The sequence below is a fragment of the Streptococcus oralis genome (assembly GCF_003944215.1).
Classification (GTDB): Bacteria; Bacillota; Bacilli; order Lactobacillales; family Streptococcaceae; genus Streptococcus; species Streptococcus oralis_BI.
The window spans coordinates 28312-48968 of the sequence record NZ_RJVZ01000004.1 but is presented as its reverse complement, the minus strand read 5'-3'; the positions used below and the strand labels follow the sequence as shown (position 1 = coordinate 48968).

The 20657-nt window shown below is 41.9% G+C and carries 19 protein-coding genes and 1 pseudogene; 16 read left to right on the top strand and 4 right to left on the bottom strand.

What is annotated here, in order from left to right:
* The first annotated feature begins 5 nt into the window (after positions 1-5).
* The 6 genes from D8804_RS03280 to D8804_RS03255 all read left to right on the top strand — a co-directional run bounded on the left by D8804_RS03280 (position 6) and on the right by D8804_RS03255 (position 5803).
* On the top strand, positions 6-1172 hold the full coding sequence (locus tag D8804_RS03280; RefSeq protein ID WP_125398814.1) for an ATP-grasp domain-containing protein: 1167 nt from the start codon (positions 6-8) through the stop codon (positions 1170-1172).
* Positions 1173-1329: 157 nt separating this feature from the next.
* Positions 1330-2199, top strand: a complete 870-nt coding sequence (gla, locus tag D8804_RS03275) for an aquaglyceroporin Gla (protein WP_125398813.1) — start codon at positions 1330-1332, stop codon at positions 2197-2199.
* Between the two features lie 122 nt (positions 2200-2321).
* Positions 2322-3047 carry a CppA N-terminal domain-containing protein gene (locus D8804_RS03270; protein WP_125398812.1) on the top strand — a complete coding sequence of 242 codons (726 nt, stop codon included), beginning with the start codon at positions 2322-2324 and terminating at the stop codon, positions 3045-3047.
* The gene (locus D8804_RS03265) at positions 3044-3979 is read left to right on the top strand and encodes a serine hydrolase domain-containing protein (RefSeq protein ID WP_125398811.1); all 936 of its coding nucleotides are present in this window, start codon (positions 3044-3046) and stop codon (positions 3977-3979) included. Before D8804_RS03270 ends, D8804_RS03265 begins: the two co-directional genes overlap by 4 nt.
* A gap of 9 nt (positions 3980-3988) precedes the next feature.
* Positions 3989-4900, top strand: coding sequence for a DMT family transporter (locus tag D8804_RS03260; RefSeq protein WP_125398810.1), 912 nt, complete (start codon positions 3989-3991; stop codon positions 4898-4900).
* A gap of 144 nt (positions 4901-5044) precedes the next feature.
* Positions 5045-5803, top strand: coding sequence for a CPBP family intramembrane glutamic endopeptidase (locus D8804_RS03255; protein ID WP_125398809.1), 759 nt, complete (start codon positions 5045-5047; stop codon positions 5801-5803).
* 48 nt (positions 5804-5851) lie between these two features.
* On the opposite strand, the gene D8804_RS03250 is transcribed toward D8804_RS03255, so the two are convergent.
* Positions 5852-7135 (bottom strand): uracil-xanthine permease family protein, encoded by a 1284-nt coding sequence (locus D8804_RS03250; RefSeq protein ID WP_165941791.1) that lies wholly within the window; start codon positions 7133-7135, stop codon positions 5852-5854.
* Between the two features lie 258 nt (positions 7136-7393).
* A complete protein-coding gene (gene rsmG, locus D8804_RS03245; protein WP_125398807.1) occupies positions 7394-8107 on the bottom strand; it encodes a 16S rRNA (guanine(527)-N(7))-methyltransferase RsmG in 714 nt (237 codons plus the stop codon).
* A gap of 93 nt (positions 8108-8200) precedes the next feature.
* On the opposite strand from rsmG, the gene D8804_RS03240 reads away from it, so the two are divergent.
* The 4 genes and pseudogenes from D8804_RS03240 to D8804_RS03225 form a co-directional block, all read left to right on the top strand.
* Positions 8201-8761 (top strand): LemA family protein, encoded by a 561-nt coding sequence (locus tag D8804_RS03240; protein ID WP_125398806.1) that lies wholly within the window; start codon positions 8201-8203, stop codon positions 8759-8761.
* 1 nt (position 8762) lies between these two features.
* On the top strand, positions 8763-9662 hold the full coding sequence (htpX, locus tag D8804_RS03235) for a zinc metalloprotease HtpX (RefSeq protein ID WP_125398805.1): 900 nt from the start codon (positions 8763-8765) through the stop codon (positions 9660-9662).
* A gap of 111 nt (positions 9663-9773) precedes the next feature.
* Positions 9774-10373, top strand: coding sequence for a CPBP family intramembrane glutamic endopeptidase (locus tag D8804_RS03230; protein ID WP_260472323.1), 600 nt, complete (start codon positions 9774-9776; stop codon positions 10371-10373).
* 83 nt (positions 10374-10456) lie between these two features.
* A pseudogene (locus tag D8804_RS03225) lies at positions 10457-10582 on the top strand (zinc metalloprotease HtpX); the annotation flags it as partial.
* 43 nt (positions 10583-10625) lie between these two features.
* Here D8804_RS03225 and D8804_RS03220 read toward each other — a convergent pair.
* Both D8804_RS03220 and D8804_RS03215 read right to left on the bottom strand, forming a co-directional pair.
* Entirely contained in the window at positions 10626-12185 is a 1560-nt protein-coding gene (locus tag D8804_RS03220) for an ATP-binding cassette domain-containing protein (RefSeq protein WP_125398804.1), read from the bottom strand.
* A 337-nt stretch (positions 12186-12522) separates the two neighbouring features.
* Positions 12523-12852, bottom strand: a complete 330-nt coding sequence (locus D8804_RS03215) for a helicase BlpT (RefSeq protein WP_125398803.1) — start codon at positions 12850-12852, stop codon at positions 12523-12525.
* A gap of 167 nt (positions 12853-13019) precedes the next feature.
* Between D8804_RS03215 and D8804_RS03210 the strand changes: the two genes are divergently transcribed.
* The 6 genes from D8804_RS03210 to carB all read left to right on the top strand — a co-directional run bounded on the left by D8804_RS03210 (position 13020) and on the right by carB (position 20467).
* A complete protein-coding gene (locus tag D8804_RS03210; protein WP_125398802.1) occupies positions 13020-13562 on the top strand; it encodes a YceD family protein in 543 nt (180 codons plus the stop codon).
* Positions 13562-14191: an endonuclease III gene (gene nth / locus D8804_RS03205; RefSeq protein WP_125398801.1), complete on the top strand. Its 630-nt coding sequence runs from the start codon at positions 13562-13564 to the stop codon at positions 14189-14191. Before D8804_RS03210 ends, nth begins: the two co-directional genes overlap by 1 nt.
* Before the next feature lie 208 nt (positions 14192-14399).
* Positions 14400-14921 (top strand): bifunctional pyr operon transcriptional regulator/uracil phosphoribosyltransferase PyrR, encoded by a 522-nt coding sequence (gene pyrR, locus D8804_RS03200; protein ID WP_125398800.1) that lies wholly within the window; start codon positions 14400-14402, stop codon positions 14919-14921.
* 21 nt (positions 14922-14942) lie between these two features.
* Positions 14943-15866 carry an aspartate carbamoyltransferase catalytic subunit gene (locus D8804_RS03195; protein ID WP_001293858.1) on the top strand — a complete coding sequence of 308 codons (924 nt, stop codon included), beginning with the start codon at positions 14943-14945 and terminating at the stop codon, positions 15864-15866.
* A 49-nt stretch (positions 15867-15915) separates the two neighbouring features.
* Positions 15916-16998, top strand: a complete 1083-nt coding sequence (locus D8804_RS03190; RefSeq protein ID WP_125398799.1) for a carbamoyl phosphate synthase small subunit — start codon at positions 15916-15918, stop codon at positions 16996-16998.
* A gap of 292 nt (positions 16999-17290) precedes the next feature.
* Positions 17291-20467, top strand: a complete 3177-nt coding sequence (gene carB / locus D8804_RS03185) for a carbamoyl-phosphate synthase large subunit (protein WP_125398798.1) — start codon at positions 17291-17293, stop codon at positions 20465-20467.
* Positions 20468-20657 lie beyond the last annotated feature (190 nt).

Genomic DNA, 20657 nt, shown 5'->3' with positions numbered 1-20657 from the left:
TGCCTATGAATTACCTTGTTATTTCTCCCTACTATCCACAAAACTTTCAACAGTTTACAATCGAGTTAGCTAATAAAGGCATCACCGTTTTGGGAATTGGTCAGGAGCCTTACGAACAACTAGATGAGCCTTTGCGGAATAGCCTAACTGAGTATTTCCGTGTGGACAATCTTGAGAACATAGACGAAGTCAAACGTGCTGTAGCCTTTCTTTTCTATAAGCATGGACCAATTGACCGTATCGAGTCCCACAATGAATACTGGCTTGAGCTAGACGCAGCACTTAGAGAACAATTCAATGTCTTTGGTGCCAAACCCGAGGATCTCAAAAAGACGAAATATAAGTCTGAAATGAAGAAGCTTTTCAAAAAAGCAGGTGTCCCTGTGGTACCTGGAGCTGTTATCCAGACGGAAGCAGATGTGGATAAAGCAGTGAAAGAAATCGGTCTACCAATGATTGCCAAACCTGATAACGGAGTGGGAGCGGCAGCAACCTTTAAGCTTGAGACAGAAGAAGATGTAAATTACTTCAAGGCTGAATGGGACCATTCTACCGTTTATTTCTTTGAGAAATTTGTCACTTCTAGCGAAATCTGTACCTTTGACGGACTTGTGGACAAGAATGGCAACATCGTCTTTTCAACGACTTTCGATTATGCCCATACACCACTTGATCTGATGATTTATAAGATGGACAATTCCTACTATGTGCTTAAGGATATGGATCCCAAACTGCGCAAGTATGGCGAGGCCATAGTCAAGGAATTTGGAATGAGAGAACGCTTTTTCCATATCGAGTTCTTCCGTGAGGGAGATGACTATATCGCCATTGAGTACAACAATCGTCCTGCAGGTGGTTTTACCATTGATGTTTATAACTTTGCTCATTCCTTGGACCTCTATCGTGGCTATGCAGCTATCGTCGCAGGTGAGGAGTTTCCAACATCAGAGTTTGAACCTCAATACTGTTTAGCTACATCACGTCGTGCCAATGCCAACTATGTTTATTCAGAAGAGGACCTTCTTGCCAAATACAGCCAGCAATTCAAGGTCAAAAAAATCATGCCAGAAGCTTTTGCAGAGCTACAAGGGGATTACCTTTATATGCTAACAACTCCAAGCCGTCAAGAGATGGAGCAAATGATTGCAGACTTTGGTCAACGTCGAGACTAATGAAAAGGATGAAAGGAGTTTGACTTCTTTTGTCCTTTTCTTAAAGATAAGTTAAATAAAGCGTTTTCCAGATATTCTTTTAGAAAATCGGTTGCTAAAAGGCCTAAAAATTGATAGAATAAGGATTGTCTAAAAAAATTGAAGGAGAATCTATCAAATGGATTTTACATGGGCTATTAAATATGCCACAGAATTCTTGGGAACTGCTATTTTGATCATTCTTGGTAATGGTGCAGTTGCTAACGTTGAACTTAAAGGTACGAAAGGTCACCAAAGTGGCTGGCTCGTTATCGCGGTTGGTTATGGTATGGGGGTTATGATCCCAGCCTTGATGTTCGGTAACGTATCAGGAAACCACATCAACCCAGCTTTCACTCTTGGACTTGCTGTTAGTGGTCTTTTCTCTTGGGAGCAAGTACCATTTTACATCCTAGCACAAGTTTTGGGGGCAATTTTTGGTCAAGCTTTGGTTGTAGCGACTCACCGCCCTTACTACTTGAAAACAGAAAACCCAAACAATATCTTGGGTACCTTCTCAACGATTTCAAGTGTCGATCACGGTACAAAAGAATCACGTTTCGCAGCAAGTGTAAATGGTTTTATCAATGAGTTTGTCGGTTCGTTTATTCTGTTCTTTGCAGCCCTAGGAATGACTAAAAACTTCTTCGGTGCTGAGGTTCTTCAATACATGAAACAAATGGCTACTCAAGCTGGTCAAACTGTTGACTTAGGTGAATTGGCAGTAAAAGCTCAAGTAGCACCACACACAGCAGCAGGTCTTTCAGTAGCTCATTTAGGGCTTGGTTTCCTAGTGATGGCCTTGGTAACTTCACTTGGTGGACCTACTGGACCTGGTTTGAACCCAGCTCGTGACTTTGGACCACGTCTTCTTCACGAACTCCTTCCAAAATCAGTTCTTGGTCAACACAAGGGTGATTCAAAATGGTGGTATGCATGGGTTCCAGTTGTAGCACCAATCGCAGCTGGTATTGCAGCAGTAGCAGTCTTCAAACTACTTTACCTATAAGAAACGAAACTGGGGAATCCCAGTTTTTTTATCGGAAATTTTTGTAAAAAATTCTAGAATTTAAGTGGAATAGCTTGTAAAAAATCCTAAAATCCTTTAAAATAAAAGAGTTGGAGGAAGCTATGAATGCAAATCAAATGATACAAATTATTCCGACTTTGAAGGTCAATAACCGAAAATTAAATGAAAAATTTTACATTGAAACTCTTGGGATGAAGCCCTTATTAGAAGAATCTGCTTTCCTTTCACTTGGTGACCAATCAGGTGTTGAGAAATTGATTCTCGAAGAGGCTCCCAGTATGCGAACTCGGAGAGTTGAAGGGCTTAAGAAACTAGCTAGACTCTTGATCAAAGTAGAAAATCCTTCAGAAATAGAGGCTCTTCTCTATCAGATGGAGTCCCTTCCTCGCCTGCTTAAAGGAAGCCGTGGTTATGCTTTTGAGATTGTCTCTCCTGAACAGGATGTGATCCTTGTTCATGCGGAAAATGATATAAGAGATTTGGTTCCACTGGAAACTGTTCCTGAATTTTCTTCAAATACAGGTATAAAATACTTGAGTCAATTTGAGATTTCTATGGAGTTGCGTTTTCCTGAGGGGACGGAGAGTATACTCGATTCTGAAAAAGTTGGGACAGTTATCACCTTTACGGAAGGGCAAGGTCCAGATTTGACTGTTGAAAACAATGTTACCTGGGACTTGTCTATGCTGAAATTTTTGGTAAAGGATCTAGATTTAACCAGTCTTCGTCAGAAATTTGAAAAGACAGGCTATTTTGTTCCCAAGTCTGAAAAATTCTTCCTTGGTAAAGATACCAATAACATTGAATTGTGGTTTGAAGAAGCATGAAGTGGGAAAAAATTCAAAGAAAAATAGAAGATCAAATCGAGGCAGGGGTCTATCCCGGGGCCTCTTTTGCGTATTTTAAGGATGGAGAATGGAGAGAATCTTACCTAGGCTTGAGTGATCCTGAGAGAGGTTTACAGACAGAGTCAGGGCTAGTCTATGACCTAGCCAGTGTGAGTAAGGTTGTGGGAGTAGGAACAGTCTTCACCTTCTTATGGCAACAAGGCAAATTAGATATTAATCGACCAGTGACGGATTTTTTAGCTGAATGTGATTATCCAGATATCACTATTCGTCAACTCTTGACCCACGCAACAGACCTGGACCCCTTTATTCCAAATCGGGACCAGTTGAGTGCTGAGGAGTTAAGAGAGGCCATGTTTCATCTGAATAGACGTAGTCAGCCTACTTTTCTATATTCGGATGTTCACTTTTTACTCTTAGGCTTTCTTTTGGAAAAAATCTTTGACCAAGACTTGGATCAGATTATAGAAGAACAAGTTTTGAACCCATGGGGGATGAAGGAAACAGTGTTTGGCCCCGTTGAGTTTGCTGTACCAACAGTGAGAGGAGTGGAGGCAGGCAGTATTCACGATCCCAAAGCTCGTCTTTTGGGCAAACATGCTGGAAGTGCTGGTTTATTTTCAACTGTTAAGGATTTGCAAAACTTTCTGGAACATTACTTGAAAGATGAGTTTGCTGCAGATTTGAGCCGAAATTACTCTCCCTTAGATGATAAGGAGCGTTCGTTAGCCTGGAATCTGGAGGGGGCCTGGCTCGACCATACGGGCTATACAGGTACCTTCATCATGTGGAACCGAGAGAAACAGGAAGCCGCTATCTTTTTATCCAATCGAACGTATGAGAAGGATGAGCGTGCCCAGTGGATAATCGATCGAAACCAAGTCATGGATATGATTCGTAGGGAAGAGTAGGGAGAAAGCATGTCAAAAACCGTAAAAGGAACGCTATTTACAGTAGTTGCAGGCATTGCTTGGGGCTTGTCTGGAACCAGTGGCCAATACCTGATGGCACACGGGATTTCCGCTTTAGTCTTGACCAATCTGCGACTTATCATTGCAGGATTGGCACTGGTTTTCTTATCCTATGTAACTGCAAGGGACAAACTCCTAGCTTTTTTAAGAGACAGAAAAAGCTTACTCTCTCTACTGCTATTTGCCTTGTTTGGACTTTTCTTAAACCAGTTTGCCTATCTTTCTGCCATTCAGGAAACAAATGCTGGAACGGCTACGGTTCTCCAGTATGTATGTCCTGTTGGAATCTTGATTTATACTTGTATCAAGGACAAGGTGGCACCGACTCTGGCTGAGATTTTTTCGATTGTTTTAGCAATCGGAGGGACTTTTCTTATCGCGACTCATGGGGAACTTGACCAGTTGTCTGTCACACCTGCTGGTCTTTTCTGGGGACTCTTTTCTGCCCTGACCTATGCCCTTTATATCATTCTTCCTATCACTTTGATTAAGAAGTGGGGAAGTATGTTGGTGATTGGTGTGGGCATGGTTATTTCTGGAGTGGTGGCTATTCCCTTCACAGGGGTTTTGCAGGCCAGTATACCGACCAGCTTGGATTTTCTTTTTGCATTTGCTGGCATTATCATCATTGGCACGGTCTTTGCCTATACAGCTTTCCTAAAAGGAGCTAGTATGATAGGCCCAGTTAAGTCCAGTTTATTGGCTTCCATAGAGCCCATCTCTGCAGTTTTCTTTGCCTTTCTGATTATGAAAGAGCAATTCTATGCGATTGATTTTGTCGGTATGGCTATGATTTTACTTGCGGTAGCCATCATTTCTTTGAAAGATTTGTTGATAGAAAATAAACGGAAGGTTGAATGAGAAACTAGTTACTCGTAAAAAGTGATTGGTTTAAATATCCTATCGAAATATTGATTACGGCTAAGGAATGGGAGTGGAATTTTATAAAATTTTAAGTTTCTTTTCTTACAATAAACCAATCTTTAACTGCTAGAAGGAGGAGATATGAAAATTTTACAAAGCATTCACCCAACTAAGCCCCTGCGCTACTTGAGATGGTTTGACATTCTGATTATTACAGTTTTAATGTTTGGTCAGTTTATCATTCGGTCAACGGAGCTCTTTTTAGCAAGTATGTTTCCGACAGGTCTTTCAACTACAATGGATACAGCAAGTAATACTGTCAGCGAGGGAGTAGGCTATTTGAGCAACTTCACCCTGCAAGTGATACTTCTGACCTTAGCCTTGCTTTACCTTTTGATTCGGAATTATGATTTCAAACAACTTCCTATTCGTTGGACCTGGTCCCTTCTCTTTTGGGTTCCTTTTATATTTGCCATTGTGGGATTGTTTGGAGACCTGGTGACGACACTAACTGGTGAATACAATTACTTAAATCCAGCTCTTTTTGTCCACATAGATCCCATGGAAGTTATACGGAAATTCCTAGCGCTTAGTCCGATGGCAATTGCCTACGCCTTGCTAAATGGCTTCTATGAAGAGTTTTTCTTTCTAGGGTTATTGACCTCAGTGAAAGAAAAGCACAAGTGGCGGGTTTTGTTTTATTCTACTCTCATTCGGATTTCTTTTCACACTTATCAAGGATTGGTGTGGGCACTGGTTATTGGTGTAGTTTATGGTTTATTCTATTATTTTCTATACAAGTATAAGGTTAAAAATCTTTTGCCATTTTTCCTTATGCATGCTCTGGTAGATATGTTTGGTTCTAGCCTCCTGTATCTCTTGATTGCGTGGGGAAGGTAAGAATCAGAAAAATCCACTCAACTGAGTGGATTTTGTCTATATAGATGACTAGTCTTTGTTTTCGTATGGTAAGATCAAGTTTAAGATGATACCTGTCATAGCTGATAGGGCAGTACCTGAAAGGGTAACTGGTCCTACTTTGAGGATGGCTCCACCAAGCCCAAGAACCAACATAGCACTAGCAATGATGAGGTTACGCATTTGACTGAAATCAACGCGCTCCTTGATCAAGACTTTCAAACCGTTGCTGGCGATAACTCCGTAGAGAAGGATAGACATCCCACCAAGTACAGCACTAGGGATTGTTGAGATCAAGGCAGTGAATTTACCAAGGAAACTAAGAGCGATGGCAATAAAGGCTGCGTTACGAATAACGGAGACAGAAGCGATACGAGTCATACCGATAACTCCTGTATTTTCGCCGTAAGTCGTATTGGCTGGTCCACCGAGGAAAGCAGATACAGATGTTGCAATACCGTCACCAAGAAGAGTACGGTGAAGTCCTGGTTCTTTCAGGAACTGACGTCCACAGATTTGGCTTAGGACGGTATGGTCACCGATGTGTTCTGAAATGGTTACGATAGCGATTGGCAAGATGGCGATTGTTTCAGGACCGAAGTAGAGGTTATACTCTTTGAAGGCTCCGCCTGTACTAAATGGTAAGTAGAAACCAGGGATTTCAAACCAGTTAGCTTCTAGGACTGGTGTAAAGTCAACCAAGCCAAGTGTTACTGCGAAGATGTAACCACCGATGATGGCAAAGAGGAAAGGAATGATACGTAGGAAACCTTTTCCTTTTGTATTGATAAAGGCAGCAATCAAGAAAGTTACGACAGCTACAAGTGCATTTTTCCAATTTCCATCTGCTACAAGTCCAGCGTTCGTAACAGCTGAATTTGCCAGTCCAAGACCGATAACGATGATCATGGGTCCGATAATGATTGGTGGCAAGAGTTTGTCAATCCATTTTGTACCTGCAAAACGAACACTTGCAGCCACAAGGACATAAACCAAACCAGTCAGGATAACCCCAGTTTGAGCGGCCGATACATCGCCACCCATCTCTTTCATAGCTAGAGACATGGCCGTGATAAAGGCGAAGGATGATCCGAGATAGACTGGAACTTTAAAACCAGTCGAAATCATGTAGATGAGTGTCCCAACGCCTGATGCAAAAAGGGCAACAGATACAGGCATTCCCAAAATTAAAGGAACTAGGATGGTTGCACCAAACATGGCAAAAACGTGCTGGAAGCTGAGGAGAATGCCTTTACCAGCTGAAGGACGTTGGTCAACGTCTAGTAACAAATCAATAGTTGATTCTTGTTTCATATAAACCTCACTTTTGGGCATCAAAAAAGAGCCCATTATTTTACAGCAACAGGCTCTCAGAGTAAGACTTCTTTAAAAAAGATTATTCCATTCTTAAAGAACTTCATATATTTCTGCGTCTTCGTCACCTCACGGGATGACATTAAAAACCTTTGCTTAGGATAGTATAGCAGAAAAAAATGATTTTGTAAATCATTTTTTCCCGAGCCTAAAAATGTAAGAGCGAGGTTGATTTTGTAAATTTTTTTACTAAAAAAATTAAAGCGGGCGTTTGTTGGGCATGCCAGCCTTTCTTGGGTACTTGTTAGGCGTCTCCTTTTTCTTTTCGACGACAGTGATGTAGCGCGGATCTCCATTTGGCAGGGTATAGCCGAGGTTGTCCTCTACCTTGCTAAAGAGGAGGTTGAGAGCGTTCTTGGCTTCTAGCAATTCCTCGGGCGCATTGCTGGCCTTGAGTGCCAATAGTTTTCCACCGACTTTAAGATAGGGAATGGTCAGTTCAGACAAGATCTGCATGCGGGCAACCGCGCGAGCCGTCACTATATCAAACTGAGCACGGAAATTCTTGTCTTGGGCAAAATCTTCTGCACGCCCATGGTAGAAGTGAACACCATCCAAATCCAACTCCTGAGCCAAAAGCTGAAGGAAGTTGATGCGCTTATTTAGCGAATCGATGATGGTCACATCTAACTGAGGATAGAGGATTTTCATAGGAAGACTAGGAAATCCTGCCCCAGCCCCGATATCAAGAAGTTTGATAGATTCATTTGAAATTAAGCCTTGCAGGATGGGTGCAATCGAATCATAAAAATGTTTGAGATAAACTTCTTCTTTGTCTGTAATAGCGGTCAGGTTAATCTTTTCATTCCACTCCACCAAGAGTTCAAAATAGCGTTCAAATTGTTTCTTTTGCTGGTCAGAAAGTGGAAGATTTTGCTCAGCTAGTAGGCTGTAAAATGTTTCTGGTTTCATAATAGTTTCCTTCTCTAGTATCATCTTATTTTACCATATTCATTAAAATTTTGATATACTGGTATTAATCTAAAAGCAGAAAGGAATAAGATTATGATTTGGATTATTCTTGGAGTTTTGGCTCTGATTGTTATTTTTGTGATTGTTAGCTATAACGGTTTGGTTAAAAATCGTATGCAAACCAGGGAGGCTTGGAGCCAGATCGATGTTCAGTTGAAGCGTCGTAATGATCTCCTCCCAAACTTGATTGAAACAGTCAAAGGCTATGCGAAATATGAAGGTTCTACCTTGGAAAAAGTGACAGAACTTCGTAGACAGGTAGCCGCAGCAACCTCGCCAGCTGAAGCTATGAAGGCCAGTGATGCCCTTACTCGCCAAATTTCTGGTATCTTTGCAGTAGCAGAGAATTACCCAGACTTGAAAGCTAGCGCTAACTTTATCAAATTGCAAGAAGAGTTGACCAATACAGAAAATAAAATTTCTTACTCACGCCAACTCTACAACAGTGTGGTCAGCAATTACAATGTAAAACTTGAAAGCTTCCCAAGTAATGTCATCGCAGGACTATTTGGCTTTAAAGCTGCAGACTTCCTTCAAACACCTGAAGAGGAAAAGGCAGTTCCTAAAGTTGACTTTAGCGGTTTAGGTGACTAAGATGTTGTTTGATCAAATTGCGAGCAATAAACGAAAAACTTGGATTTTATTGCTGGTTTTCTTCCTACTCTTGACCTTGGTTGGTTATGCGGTTGGCTATCTCTTTATGCGTTCAGGTCTTGGCGGCATGATAATTGCCTTGATTATTGGTTTTATCTACGCTCTGACTATGATCTTTCAATCGACAGAGATTGTCATGTCTATGAATGGGGCGCGTGAGGTTGATGAGCAAACGGCACCAGACCTCTACCATGTAGTGGAAGATATGGCTATGGTCGCTCAGATTCCCATGCCGCGTGTTTTCCTCATTGAGGATTCTTCTTTAAATGCTTTTGCAACAGGTTCCAACCCGCAGAATGCGGCAGTCGCAGCAACGTCGGGTCTCTTGGCCATCATGAATCGTGAGGAGCTAGAAGCTGTTATGGGCCACGAGGTCAGTCATATCCGAAACTACGATATCCGCATTTCGACTATTGCTGTTGCCCTTGCTAGTGCCATTACCCTTCTATCTAGTATGGCAGGTCGTATGATGTGGTGGGGAGGCGCTGGTCGCAGACGGAGTGATAATGATCGTGATGGAAATGGTTTGGAGATTATCATGCTTGTTCTCTCTCTCTTAGCCATTGTTCTAGCACCTCTCGCAGCAACTTTGGTGCAACTTGCCATTTCCCGTCAGAGGGAATTTCTGGCGGATGCATCCAGTGTGGAGCTGACTCGCAATCCTCAAGGGATGATCAATGCACTGCGCAAGTTGGACAATAGCGAGCCCATGCATCACCACGTTGATGATGCCAGCAGTGCTCTGTACATCAATGATCCTAAGAAAGGTGGGGGACTACAAAAACTATTTTACACCCACCCACCTATCTCAGAACGAATCGAACGCTTGAAACAAATGTAAACAAAATCCAGAGAGGTTTCTCTGGATTTTTTTGCTTTTAGTATCTCGCTTTTAACTTGTTATCTCACCGAAAAATAGTATAATATATGTAATTCTATATAATTGAGGTGAATGATGTATAAGCGCTGGATGACGTTTTTCTTGATTTTGATTTTTATGCCGATTCATTTGAGTATAGCAGAGAAAATCATGCGAATAAATTCATTAACGCTATCACTCCTTTTTACACTTGTTGAACTTGCAATATTTTTATATGTAGGAAAAAAGTATGACTTGTTTCACATTCGGAAAATCTGCCTAAAAGATATTTTAAAATGTTTTCTTTCATACGTCTTGCTTTTCCTGTTTTATATTTTGGTAAATTTTTTAGGCCCTACCCAATCAGAGACAACTCAAGCTGTGCAAAGTTTATCACTTTCATGGTCTGTACTTTTTGTGGATCTCTGTGTTTTGGCACCTGTCACGGAAGAAATCTTCATGCGAGGTATGTTACAGGGAATAGTATTTAAGAATACATATATTGGCTTGTTTGCCACATCGCTTCTTTTTGCTTATCTGCATGGTCCCTATACTATTCCTAGCTTTATCACCTATTTAGGTATGGGATTTGCATTTGGGGTAAGATATAAGACTTCTGATAACCTATGGAATTCCATTCTTTTGCATGTCCTCAATAATCTGGTTGCGTTTTGCTTTTTGTATATGAGATAATGCTGCATTAGAATGCTTTGAGCTGTAAAATAGTAAAAAAGATTTTTAGCTTATACAATTTAAACAAAATTCAGAGCATAATCTGTCACGTCGATGATGCCAGCAGCGCTCTTTACATCAATGATCCCAAGAAAGGTGGGGGACTTCAAAAACTCTTTTATACCCACCCACCTATCTCAGAACGAATCGAACGCTTGAAACAAATGTAAAAAAATCCAGAGATCGTCTCTGGATTTTTGCTATGTTCAACATTTATAAATCTTCTAAATCAACAACTTCCAAACCATTTTCTGTCAAACGATAGATACTCGTACAGACCTCCTTTAAGAAGCGTCTGTCATGCGAAACAGTGATCAGACCGCCGGGATAAGAGGCAAAGAGTTTTCTGATTTCGGGTTGAGAAGTAGGAGAAAAGTTTCGTGTGGGTTCATCGAGAATGAGAAAGTTTGGTTTGCGCAGTACTAAATCCAACAGAAGTAGTTTGCCTTGTTGACCACCAGATAAGGAACGAATTTGGTGTTGCATCTCTGGATAACTGAAATTGAGACTGGCTAAGTGGGATTGGATTTTCTGTAGTTCCTCTTTTTGTCCTGTTTGGCTGAGGTAGTCTACTGGAGATAAATCCAATTGCAGTTTTTTATGGTAATCTTGTGGCATATAACCAAGGGAAATCTCTCTTTTATCATTAAGAAGTTGTTGCAACTTGGCTAACAGAGTCGATTTTCCAACACCATTAGGCCCGATGATACCGATTTTATCTTGACCACGGACAGTCAGTTGTAACTCCTGAGCCAAAACGCGCCCACCAATGGACAAACTTTCTTTTTCCAGTTGGATTAAGACTTTAGAAGCTGGTAATGGTTGGATGTCTGAAAAGAAAAGTTGGATTTGTTCCTCTTCAAGTGGCTTTTGGATCATGGACTGAGCTTCCTTTTCAAAGCGTTTTTCTTGAGAGAGAACAGTTTTCATCTTTTTAGCCAGTAGGCGCCCAGCAACATCATTTTTAGTATTTCGCAAAGCATTTTCTACATTCTGCTTAACGCGACGATGTTTTTCCATGGTTTTATCATGGGCTCGTTGGTCGTTAGCAGCTTGCTGGCTTTGTCTGGCAAAACTAGCCTTCCTCTGGTCACTATAGCTATCGTAGTCTAAATGCTCCACTAGGGTTTCCGATTCTTTCCGGTGCTTGACCAGACGTAAGTGGACAATAGTATCTGCCGTCTGAGAAAGAAAGTCTTCATCATGGGAAATGAAAATAACGGTTTGCTTCATCTTTTGAATCTGACTTTTTAGCCAATCAACAGTCTCAAGATCTAAGTCATTTGAAGGTTCATCTAAAAATAGAATCTCAAAAGATTTTGCTAACTCATGGATGAGTTGAATTTTCAAAGCTTCGCCCCCTGATAGACTGCCAATTTCTTGGTCGCTAGCAAAACGGTCGCTATCAAAGTGCAACTCCTCAGCCAAACGATAAAGAATGCTGTAGTCTAAATCAGCAGAATCCAAAAAGAAGTAGTCATGTAGAGTTTTCTTTTTCAGGTCCTCAGCTAGTTTTTGAGGAATGTAGGCCAGTGATTGAAGGTCAGACTGGAGGTCTCCCTTGATAGTGAAATCAGGCAAAGCTTCCCCCATTAAAGCTCGTAGCAAGGTTGATTTGCCATTTCCTTCTTCACCAATAATAGCAACCTTTTCCCCGTCTTGGATAGTCATGGTTAGGTCAGAAACAAGCTCTCGTAGATCTTTGTTTTGTGTGATGGTCAGATGATTGATTTTTATCATATTCTTGCCCTTTCTAGAATGTCTATAGTGCATAACAAAAAGCTCTACTTTACCTAGTAGAGCCCAAAGTCACTGTCAAAAACTCCATTATCCACGTCGAAAATCTCTTCAAACTAGCTTAGACTTGCCTAATCCAACCCAAGAGGAGCAGATGATTAGCTTTCTAGTTTTTTGATTTTCAAAGTGGATAAAGCACCAGATAATCTAGTACAAAAAGAGCATGCAAAAAGAGACAAAAACAAGATCTACTAAATAAAGTTCTTTATTTGATAGACTTAGTTGTTCATGTCTCCCTTACCTCCGAGTATTAGTACCTCTATCCTATACCTTTTAGGAAATTTTGTCAATAGTAAATCTAAAATTATAAACTCTAAAATCCGAAAACAGGTCCATAGAGATTCAGTACGTGTTTGACATGTTCGTAATGGAACTTATCATAGTTGCGCCAAGCGGTGCGTGCTTGATCGTTTAGTTTTAGGCTACCTAGTCCAATCAGTAGACTGGTACGTTGGTAAAATTTCTCAAGGTCGATTAAGATACTGTTATCAAGCTTTTCCGCTTTTTTAAGTTCCTTGAGAGTGCTGTTCAGCAGTTCTTGTAGACGGAAATCATCGTCTGTACCTTGTTTGCAATTTTGGAAACTTTGATTTAACTCGGAAAGTAGTTGGTAAGCTTCAGTGATGAGTGCCTTGTCTTCCATGTGAGCATCCTCCTTGCTCTAATGTATTCTTGCCTATAGTATAGCACTAAACAGAAAATATGTCATAGTAAACATGTTAAAAAGGAGATTTTAATATCAATGTTTGGAAGGCTGACTTGTAGCCTTTTCATGGTATAATCAAGTGAGTAAATCTTTATGGAGGAAATATGAAGTTAAATATTCAAGAAATTCGTAAGCAGCCTGAAGGCCTACACTTTGAACAAACTTTAGACCTTGTCGCAGACTTACGTACCCGTAATCAAGAAATTTTAGATGTCAAAGATATCCTAGCAGTGGGAAAGGTCCAGTACGAAGACCGTATGTATTTCCTAGATTATCAGTTATCTTATACCATCGTTCTTGCTTCCAGCCGCAGTATGGAGCCAGTTGAGTTGGAGGAGTCTTATCCAGTGACAGAGGTCTTCATGGAAGGAGCAACCAACCAACTGGATCAAGAAGTTTTAGATGATGACTTGGTCTTGCCTATCGAAAATGGGGAAATCGACCTTGCTGAGAGCGTAGCAGATAATATCTTGCTCAATATCCCAATCAAGGTCTTGACGGCAGAAGAAGAGGCGGGCCAAGGNTTTGTGTCTGGAAATGACTGGCAAATCATGACTGAGGAAGAATACCAAGCCCAACAAGCAGTCAAGAAAGAAGAAAACAGTCCATTTGCAGGCTTGCAAGGACTATTTGACGGAGACGAATAATGGTCTTGTCAAAAAAACGAGCACGAAAAGTGCTAGAAGAAATCATAGCTCTCTTCCCAGATGCCAAACCCAGCCTTGATTTTACCAATCATTTTGAACTCTTGGTTGCAGTGATGTTGTCAGCCCAGACGACAGATGCCGCAGTCAATAAGGCCACACCAGGCCTCTTTGCAGCCTTTCCAACGCCTCAAGCCATGTCTGTCGCGACTGAAAGTGAAATTGCCTCACACATTTCCCGTCTAGGACTCTATCGCAATAAAGCTAAATTTCTTAAAAAATGTGCCCAGCAGTTACTAGACGATTTTAATGGTCAAGTGCCTCAGACTCGAGAGGAATTAGAAAGCCTAGCAGGTGTTGGACGCAAAACAGCTAACGTAGTCATTAGTGTGGGCTTTGGAATTCCAGCCTTTGCAGTTGATACTCATGTTGAGCGTATCTGTAAGCATCACGATATCGTTAAAAAATCAGCTACGCCCCTCGAAGTAGAAAAACGTGTCATGGATGTTCTGCCTCCAGAGAAATGGTTGGCGGCCCATCAGGCTATGATTTACTTTGGACGGGCTATCTGTCACCCAAAGAACCCAGAATGCGATCACTATCCACAATTATATGATTTTAGTTCGTTATAAGATGAAAATTTTATGTTTTTTTCTTGCATTGATCCTTTCTTTGTGATATAGTAATAACAATAAAATATTCCTTTAAACCTGTCCCGTGAGGCAGGCAAGGAGTCGGATCAATAGATAGCAGAAGTCTATACTCTTTACAGTAGAGCTGGCTTGGCTATACATTCTGAAGTCTCCTTGTTAAGGAGACTTTTCTTTTTGGAGGTTTGTCATGAGGACAAAAGAAGTTGTAGACGAATTGACCGTCAAACGAGCGATTACTCGGATTACCTACGAGATTATTGAGCGAAATAAAGATTTAAATAAAATCGTTTTGGCTGGTATTAAAACGAGAGGTGTCTTTATCGCTCGCCGTATCCAAGAACGTTTGGAACAGTTAGAATCTATTTCAGTTCCAGTGGTAGAACTGGATACCAAGCCTTTCCGTGACGATGTCAAAAGTGGAGAAGATACCTCTGTAATCTCTGTTGATGTGACAGATCGGGAAGTTATCTTGGTGGACGATGTACTCTATACAGGTCGTACTATTCGTGCAGCTATTGACAACATCGTCAGCCATGGTCGCCCTGCTCGTGTGAGTTTGGCAGTCTTGGTTGATCGTGGCCACAGAGAACTTCCAATCCGTCCGGACTATGTTGGAAAAAACATCCCAACCAGTCGTTCTGAAGAAATAATCGTAGAGATGACAGAACTAGATGGACAAGACAGAGTACTAATCACAGAACAAGCCTAAAACACTAAAAGGAGTAAAAAAATGTCAGAAAATCAACAAGCTTTGCAACATGTCGTTTCTATGGAAGACCTTACTGTAGAACAAGTAATGAAATTGATTAAACGTGGAATCGAATTTAAAAACGGAGCGAGTGCTTCTTATGAGGAACAACACATCGTTTCCAACCTTTTCTTTGAAAGTTCAACTCGTACCCACAAATCCTTTGAGGTAGCAGAACTGAAACTTGGACTTGATCTTTTGGATTTCGATGTGAAGACCAGTTCAGTGAATAAGGGTGAAACACTCTATGACACGATCTTGACGCTGTCTGCGCTAGGAGTGGATGCCTGTGTTATTCGTCACCCAGAGGTGGACTACTACAGAGAATTGATTGCTAGCCCGACCATCACAACTTCGATTATCAACGGTGGGGACGGTTCAGGGCAACACCCTAGCCAAAGTTTGCTTGATTTGATGACAATTTATGAAGAATTTGGACATTTTGAAGGTCTTAAGGTGGCAATCGCTGGCGACCTAAACCACTCACGGGTAGCTAAGTCTAATATGCAAATCCTTAAACGCTTGGGAGCGGAGCTTTACTTTGCAGGTCCTGAGGAATGGAGAAGTGAGGAGTTTGAACATTACGGTCGCTTTGTATCAATTGATGAGGTGATTGATCAAGTAGATGTTATGATGTTTCTTCGTGTGCAGCATGAACGTCATGAAATTGTGACAGGATTTTCAAAAGAAGACTATCATATCCAGCATGGTTTGACACAAGAACGCTATGACCGCTTGAAAGAAAAAGCAATCCTCATGCACCCAGCTCCAGTCAATCGTGATGTTGAAATCGCTGATCACTTGGTAGAGGCACCGAAATCACGTATTGTTCAGCAAATGACCAACGGTGTCTTTGTCAGAATGGCAATTTTAGAATCTGTGTTGGCCTATAGAAAAGCAAAATAAGGCACAAAGCGTTAAAAGATGTCTGAGAGCATCAACGAGAGGTGAGTAGATGAAAAAACGACTTCTAGTATTAGAAGATGGTACAGTATTTGAAGGCCAGGCCTTCGGAGCAGATATTGATGTAACAGGTGAAATCGTCTTTAATACAGGGATGACCGGTTACCAAGAATCCATAACAGACCAGTCTTACAATGGACAAATCTTAACCTTTACCTATCCTTTGGTGGGAAATTATGGAATTAACCGTGACGACTACGAGTCAATCACTCCTACCTGTAAGGGAGTAGTAGTTTTTGAAGAAGCGCGTAGAGCCAGCAACTGGCGCAATCAAATGACCTTGGACGAATTCTTGAAAGCTAAGAAAATTCCTGGTATCTCAGGAATTGATACCCGTGCTCTGACAAAAATTATCCGTAAGCATGGTACCATGCGTGCAACCCTTACGCATGTTGGTGATACCATGGATCATATCATAGACCAGCTCCAAGCGACAGTTCTACCGACAGATAATATCAAGCAAGTATCTACAAAGACAGCTTATCCTGCTCCTGGAGTTGGATTGAGTGTCGTTCTGGTAGACTTTGGTCTCAAACACTCCATCTTACGCGAACTTTCTAAACGTAATTGTAACGTGACCGTTGTTCCATACACAACAACAGCAGAAGAAATTCTCCATCTCCATCCTGACGGGGTCATGTTGTCAAACGGTCCAGGTAACCCAGAAGATGTTCCCCAGGCACTGGATATGATTCGCGGTGTGCAAGGAAAAATTCCAATATTTGGTATCTGTATGGGGCACCAACTTTTTGCTATGGCAAATGGAGCCAAGACCTACAAGATGAAGTTTGGTCACCGTGGATTTAACCACGCGGTGCGTGAAATTGCAACAGGCCGAGTAGACTTTACTAGCCAGAACCATGGTTATGCGGTTAGCCGTGAGGATTTGCCAGAGCATTTGATTATTACCCACGAAGAAATCAATGACAAGTCAGTTGAAGGTGTGCGTCACAGATACCAACCAGGTTTCTCTGTGCAATTCCACCCAGATGCAGCTCCAGGACCGCACGATGCAAGCTATCTCTTTGATGAATTTATCGAAATGATGGAGTCGTTTAAATCTGCTAATCGCTGATATAGGAAACTCTGTCAGAGGCTTGTCGAATAAAAAGGCAAGTCCTTTCTTTTAGTTGAGCAATGAGATGCTGAAAATTTTTACACTCGATTTATTATTGAAAAATCGTCGGAGAATTTATTTAATGTCGCTCTGTGAGGCGACGAATAGAAAGGAGAAGGGTGGTCCGTATTTGCTGAACTGAATACGGGCTACGGACGGTGCTAAAAAGATAGTTATTCCTAGAACTGATAGTTCTTCGTCATAACTCCTATTTTAGCTTTGTCCGCTTGACGCCCTTAATATCTTATAAATGCCTAAACGTACTGATATTCAAAAAATTATGGTGATTGGTTCTGGTCCGATTATTATTGGTCAGGCTGCTGAGTTTGACTACGCGGGGACCCAGGCCTGCTTGTCGTTGAAAGAGGAAGGATATGAGGTTGTCTTGGTGAACTCAAATCCTGCCACCATCATGACGGACAAGGAGATTGCAGACAAGGTTTATATTGAACCGATTACACTTGAGTTTGTGACACGTATTCTCCGTAAGGAACGTCCAGATGCCTTGTTGCCTACTCTCGGTGGTCAGACGGGTCTGAACATGGCCATGGAATTGTCTAAAAATGGTATTCTAGATGAGCTTGGGGTAGAGCTTTTAGGTACTAAATTATCTGCCATCGACCAAGCGGAGGACCGTGACCTCTTTAAACAATTGATGGAAGAGCTTGAGCAACCAATCCCAGAATCTGAAATTGTCAACACAGTGGAAGGAGCTGTTGCTTTTGCGGCATCAATCGGCTATCCAGTCATTGTCCGTCCAGCCTTTACTCTAGGTGGTACTGGTGGTGGTATGTGTGCCAACGAGGAAGAACTACGTGAAATCGCTGAAAATGGGTTGAAATTGTCACCTGTTACCCAATGTTTGATTGAGCGTTCCATTGCAGGTTTCAAGGAAATCGAATACGAAGTCATGCGCGACTCGGCTGATAATGCCCTCGTTGTTTGTAACATGGAAAACTTTGACCCAGTTGGGATTCATACAGGGGATTCTATCGTATTTGCCCCTGCGCAAACCATGTCAGATTATGAAAACCAAATGCTACGTGACGCGAGCTTGAGCATTATTCGTGCCCTCAAGATTGAAGGTGGATGTAACGTTCAGCTGGCTCTTGATCCACACAGCTTTAAGTATTATGTCATCGAAGTAAACCCTCGTGTATCGCGTTCTTCTGCCCTTGCATCTAAGGCGACAGGGTATCCGATTGCCAAATTGGCTGCCAAGATTGCCGTTGGTTTGACCCTGGATGAGGTTATTAACCCAGTTACAGGTTCAACCTATGCCATGTTTGAGCCAGCTCTCGACTACGTCGTTGCTAAGATTCCACGTTTCCCATTTGACAAGTTTGAAAAAGGTGAGCGTCGTCTGGGTACCCAGATGAAGGCGACTGGAGAAGTCATGGCGATTGGTCGTAACATCGAGGAATCACTTCTCAAGGCATGTCGCTCTCTTGAAATTGGAGTTCACCACAATGAAATGCCAGAACTTGTAACCGTTTCTGATGATGCCTTGATTGAAAAAGTTGTCAAGGCCCAAGATGATCGTCTCTTCTACGTATCAGAGGCCATTCGCCGTGGTTACACACCAGAAGAAATTGCTGAATTGACCAAGATTGATATCTTCTATCTAGATAAACTCTTGCACATCTTTGAAATTGAGAAGGAATTGGGTGCCTATCCACAAGATTTAGAAGTCTTGAAAACAGCTAAACTCAATGGTTTCTCAGACCGCAAGATTGCTGAACTCTGGGAAACGACAGCTGACCAAGTTCGCCAACTTCGCTTGGAAAATAAGATTGTCCCAGTTTACAAGATGGTCGATACCTGTGCGGCAGAGTTTGACTCTGAAACACCATATTTCTATTCAACCTATGGTTGGGAAAATGAGTCTATCAAATCTGACAAGGAATCCGTTCTAGTACTAGGTTCTGGTCCAATCCGTATCGGACAAGGGGTTGAGTTTGACTACGCAACTGTTCACTCAGTTAAGGCTATCCAGGCAGCTGGCTATGAAGCTATCATCATGAACTCAAATCCAGAGACCGTTTCAACAGACTTCTCGGTATCTGACAAGCTCTACTTTGAACCGTTGACTTTCGAAGATGTTATGAATGTTATCGACTTGGAGCAACCAAAGGGTGTTATCGTTCAGTTCGGTGGTCAAACAGCCATCAACCTTGCCGAGCCATTGGCCAAAGCAGGTGTGACCATTCTTGGAACTCAAGTCGCTGACTTAGACCGAGCTGAAGACCGTGACCTCTTTGAGCAAGCCCTCAAAGATTTGGATATTCCACAGCCACCAGGACAAACAGCAACTAATGAAGAAGAAGCAGTGCTTGCAGCTCGCAAAATTGGTTTCCCAGTTCTCGTTCGCCCATCTTATGTTTTGGGTGGACGCGCTATGGAAATCGTTGAAAATGAGGAAGACCTTCGTTCTTACATGCGTACCGCTGTTAAGGCCAGTCCAGACCATCCAGTCCTTGTTGATTCATACATCGTTGGGCAAGAGTGCGAAGTTGATGCCATCTCAGACGGGGAAAATGTCCTCATTCCTGGTATCATGGAGCATATCGAACGTGCCGGTGTCCACTCAGGTGACTCAATGGCCGTTTATCCACCACAAACCTTGTCGCAAAAAGTGCAGGAAACCATCGCAGATTATACTAAACGCCTAGCAATCGGTCTTAACTGTCTTGGAATGATGAACATTCAGTTTGTCATCAAGGATGAAAAAGTCTACGTTATTGAGGTCAATCCGCGTGCTAGCCGTACGGTTCCATTCCTTTCTAAGGTAACCAATATTCCTATGGCTCAGGTAGCGACTAAGCTCATTCTTGGTCAAAGTCTTGAAGAACTTGGCTACCAAGATGGACTTTACCCTGAAAGTACACGCGTTCATATCAAGGCTCCAGTCTTCTCCTTCACCAAGTTAGCTAAGGTAGATAGCTTACTTGGTCCTGAAATGAAGTCAACAGGGGAAGTCATGGGATCTGATGCTACTCTAGAAAAAGCTCTCTATAAAGCCTTTGAAGCTTCTTACCTCCATTTGCCAACTTTCGGAAATGTAGTCTTCACCATTGCAGATGATGCCAAAGAAGAAGCCTTGGACTTGGCTCGCCGTTTCCAAAATATCGGTTACGGTATCCTCGCGACAGAAGGAACTGCAGCCTTCTTTGCTAGCCATGGACTGCATGCTCAGCCTGTTGGTAAGATTGGTGATGATGAGAAGGATATCCCAAGCTTTGTCCGCAAAGGGAAAATTCAAGCGATCATCAATACTGTCGGAACCAAGCGAACTGCTGACGAAGATGGTGAGCAAATTCGCCGTTCGGCTATTGAACACGGTGTGCCACTCTTTACAGCCCTAGACACAGCAGATGCCATGCTCAAGGTGCTAGAAAGTCGTAGTTTTGTCACAGAAGCGATTTAGTTGAGAAAGAATTTTCACAGTTTTAAAGCCAGCGTCAGAAAACGCTGGCTTTTACAATACTGATATTGCCTATTTCAACTATCATTTCTTTTATTAGGAATCATTCTAAAATGTGATATAATAAGGAAGAATTGGAAATAGGAAACTATTTTCATGATATTTTCAAAAATTCCATTAAGAAAATAGGTAA

Bases quoted from the DNA above. Each gene is read 5' to 3' on its own strand.
- D8804_RS03255 (WP_125398809.1), top strand. From the start codon at position 5,045: ATGAAAATTTTACAAAGCATTCACCCAACTAAGCCCCTGCGCTACTTG.
- gla (WP_125398813.1), top strand. From the start codon at position 1,330: ATGGATTTTACATGGGCTATTAAATATGCCACAGAATTCTTGGGAACT.
- D8804_RS03215 (WP_125398803.1), bottom strand. From the start codon at position 12,852: ATGGAAGACAAGGCACTCATCACTGAAGCTTACCAACTACTTTCCGAG.
- D8804_RS03240 (WP_125398806.1), top strand. From the start codon at position 8,201: ATGATTTGGATTATTCTTGGAGTTTTGGCTCTGATTGTTATTTTTGTG.
- htpX (WP_125398805.1), top strand. From the start codon at position 8,763: ATGTTGTTTGATCAAATTGCGAGCAATAAACGAAAAACTTGGATTTTA.
- D8804_RS03280 (WP_125398814.1), top strand. From the start codon at position 6: ATGAATTACCTTGTTATTTCTCCCTACTATCCACAAAACTTTCAACAG.
- D8804_RS03250 (WP_165941791.1), bottom strand. From the start codon at position 7,135: ATGAAACAAGAATCAACTATTGATTTGTTACTAGACGTTGACCAACGT.
- D8804_RS03230 (WP_260472323.1), top strand. From the start codon at position 9,774: ATGATGTATAAGCGCTGGATGACGTTTTTCTTGATTTTGATTTTTATG.
- pyrR (WP_125398800.1), top strand. From the start codon at position 14,400: ATGAGGACAAAAGAAGTTGTAGACGAATTGACCGTCAAACGAGCGATT.
- nth (WP_125398801.1), top strand. From the start codon at position 13,562: ATGGTCTTGTCAAAAAAACGAGCACGAAAAGTGCTAGAAGAAATCATA.
- D8804_RS03220 (WP_125398804.1), bottom strand. From the start codon at position 12,185: ATGCACTATAGACATTCTAGAAAGGGCAAGAATATGATAAAAATCAAT.
- D8804_RS03190 (WP_125398799.1), top strand. From the start codon at position 15,916: ATGAAAAAACGACTTCTAGTATTAGAAGATGGTACAGTATTTGAAGGC.
- D8804_RS03265 (WP_125398811.1), top strand. From the start codon at position 3,044: ATGAAGTGGGAAAAAATTCAAAGAAAAATAGAAGATCAAATCGAGGCA.
- rsmG (WP_125398807.1), bottom strand. From the start codon at position 8,107: ATGAAACCAGAAACATTTTACAGCCTACTAGCTGAGCAAAATCTTCCA.
- D8804_RS03195 (WP_001293858.1), top strand. From the start codon at position 14,943: ATGTCAGAAAATCAACAAGCTTTGCAACATGTCGTTTCTATGGAAGAC.
- carB (WP_125398798.1), top strand. From the start codon at position 17,291: ATGCCTAAACGTACTGATATTCAAAAAATTATGGTGATTGGTTCTGGT.
- D8804_RS03270 (WP_125398812.1), top strand. From the start codon at position 2,322: ATGAATGCAAATCAAATGATACAAATTATTCCGACTTTGAAGGTCAAT.
- D8804_RS03260 (WP_125398810.1), top strand. From the start codon at position 3,989: ATGTCAAAAACCGTAAAAGGAACGCTATTTACAGTAGTTGCAGGCATT.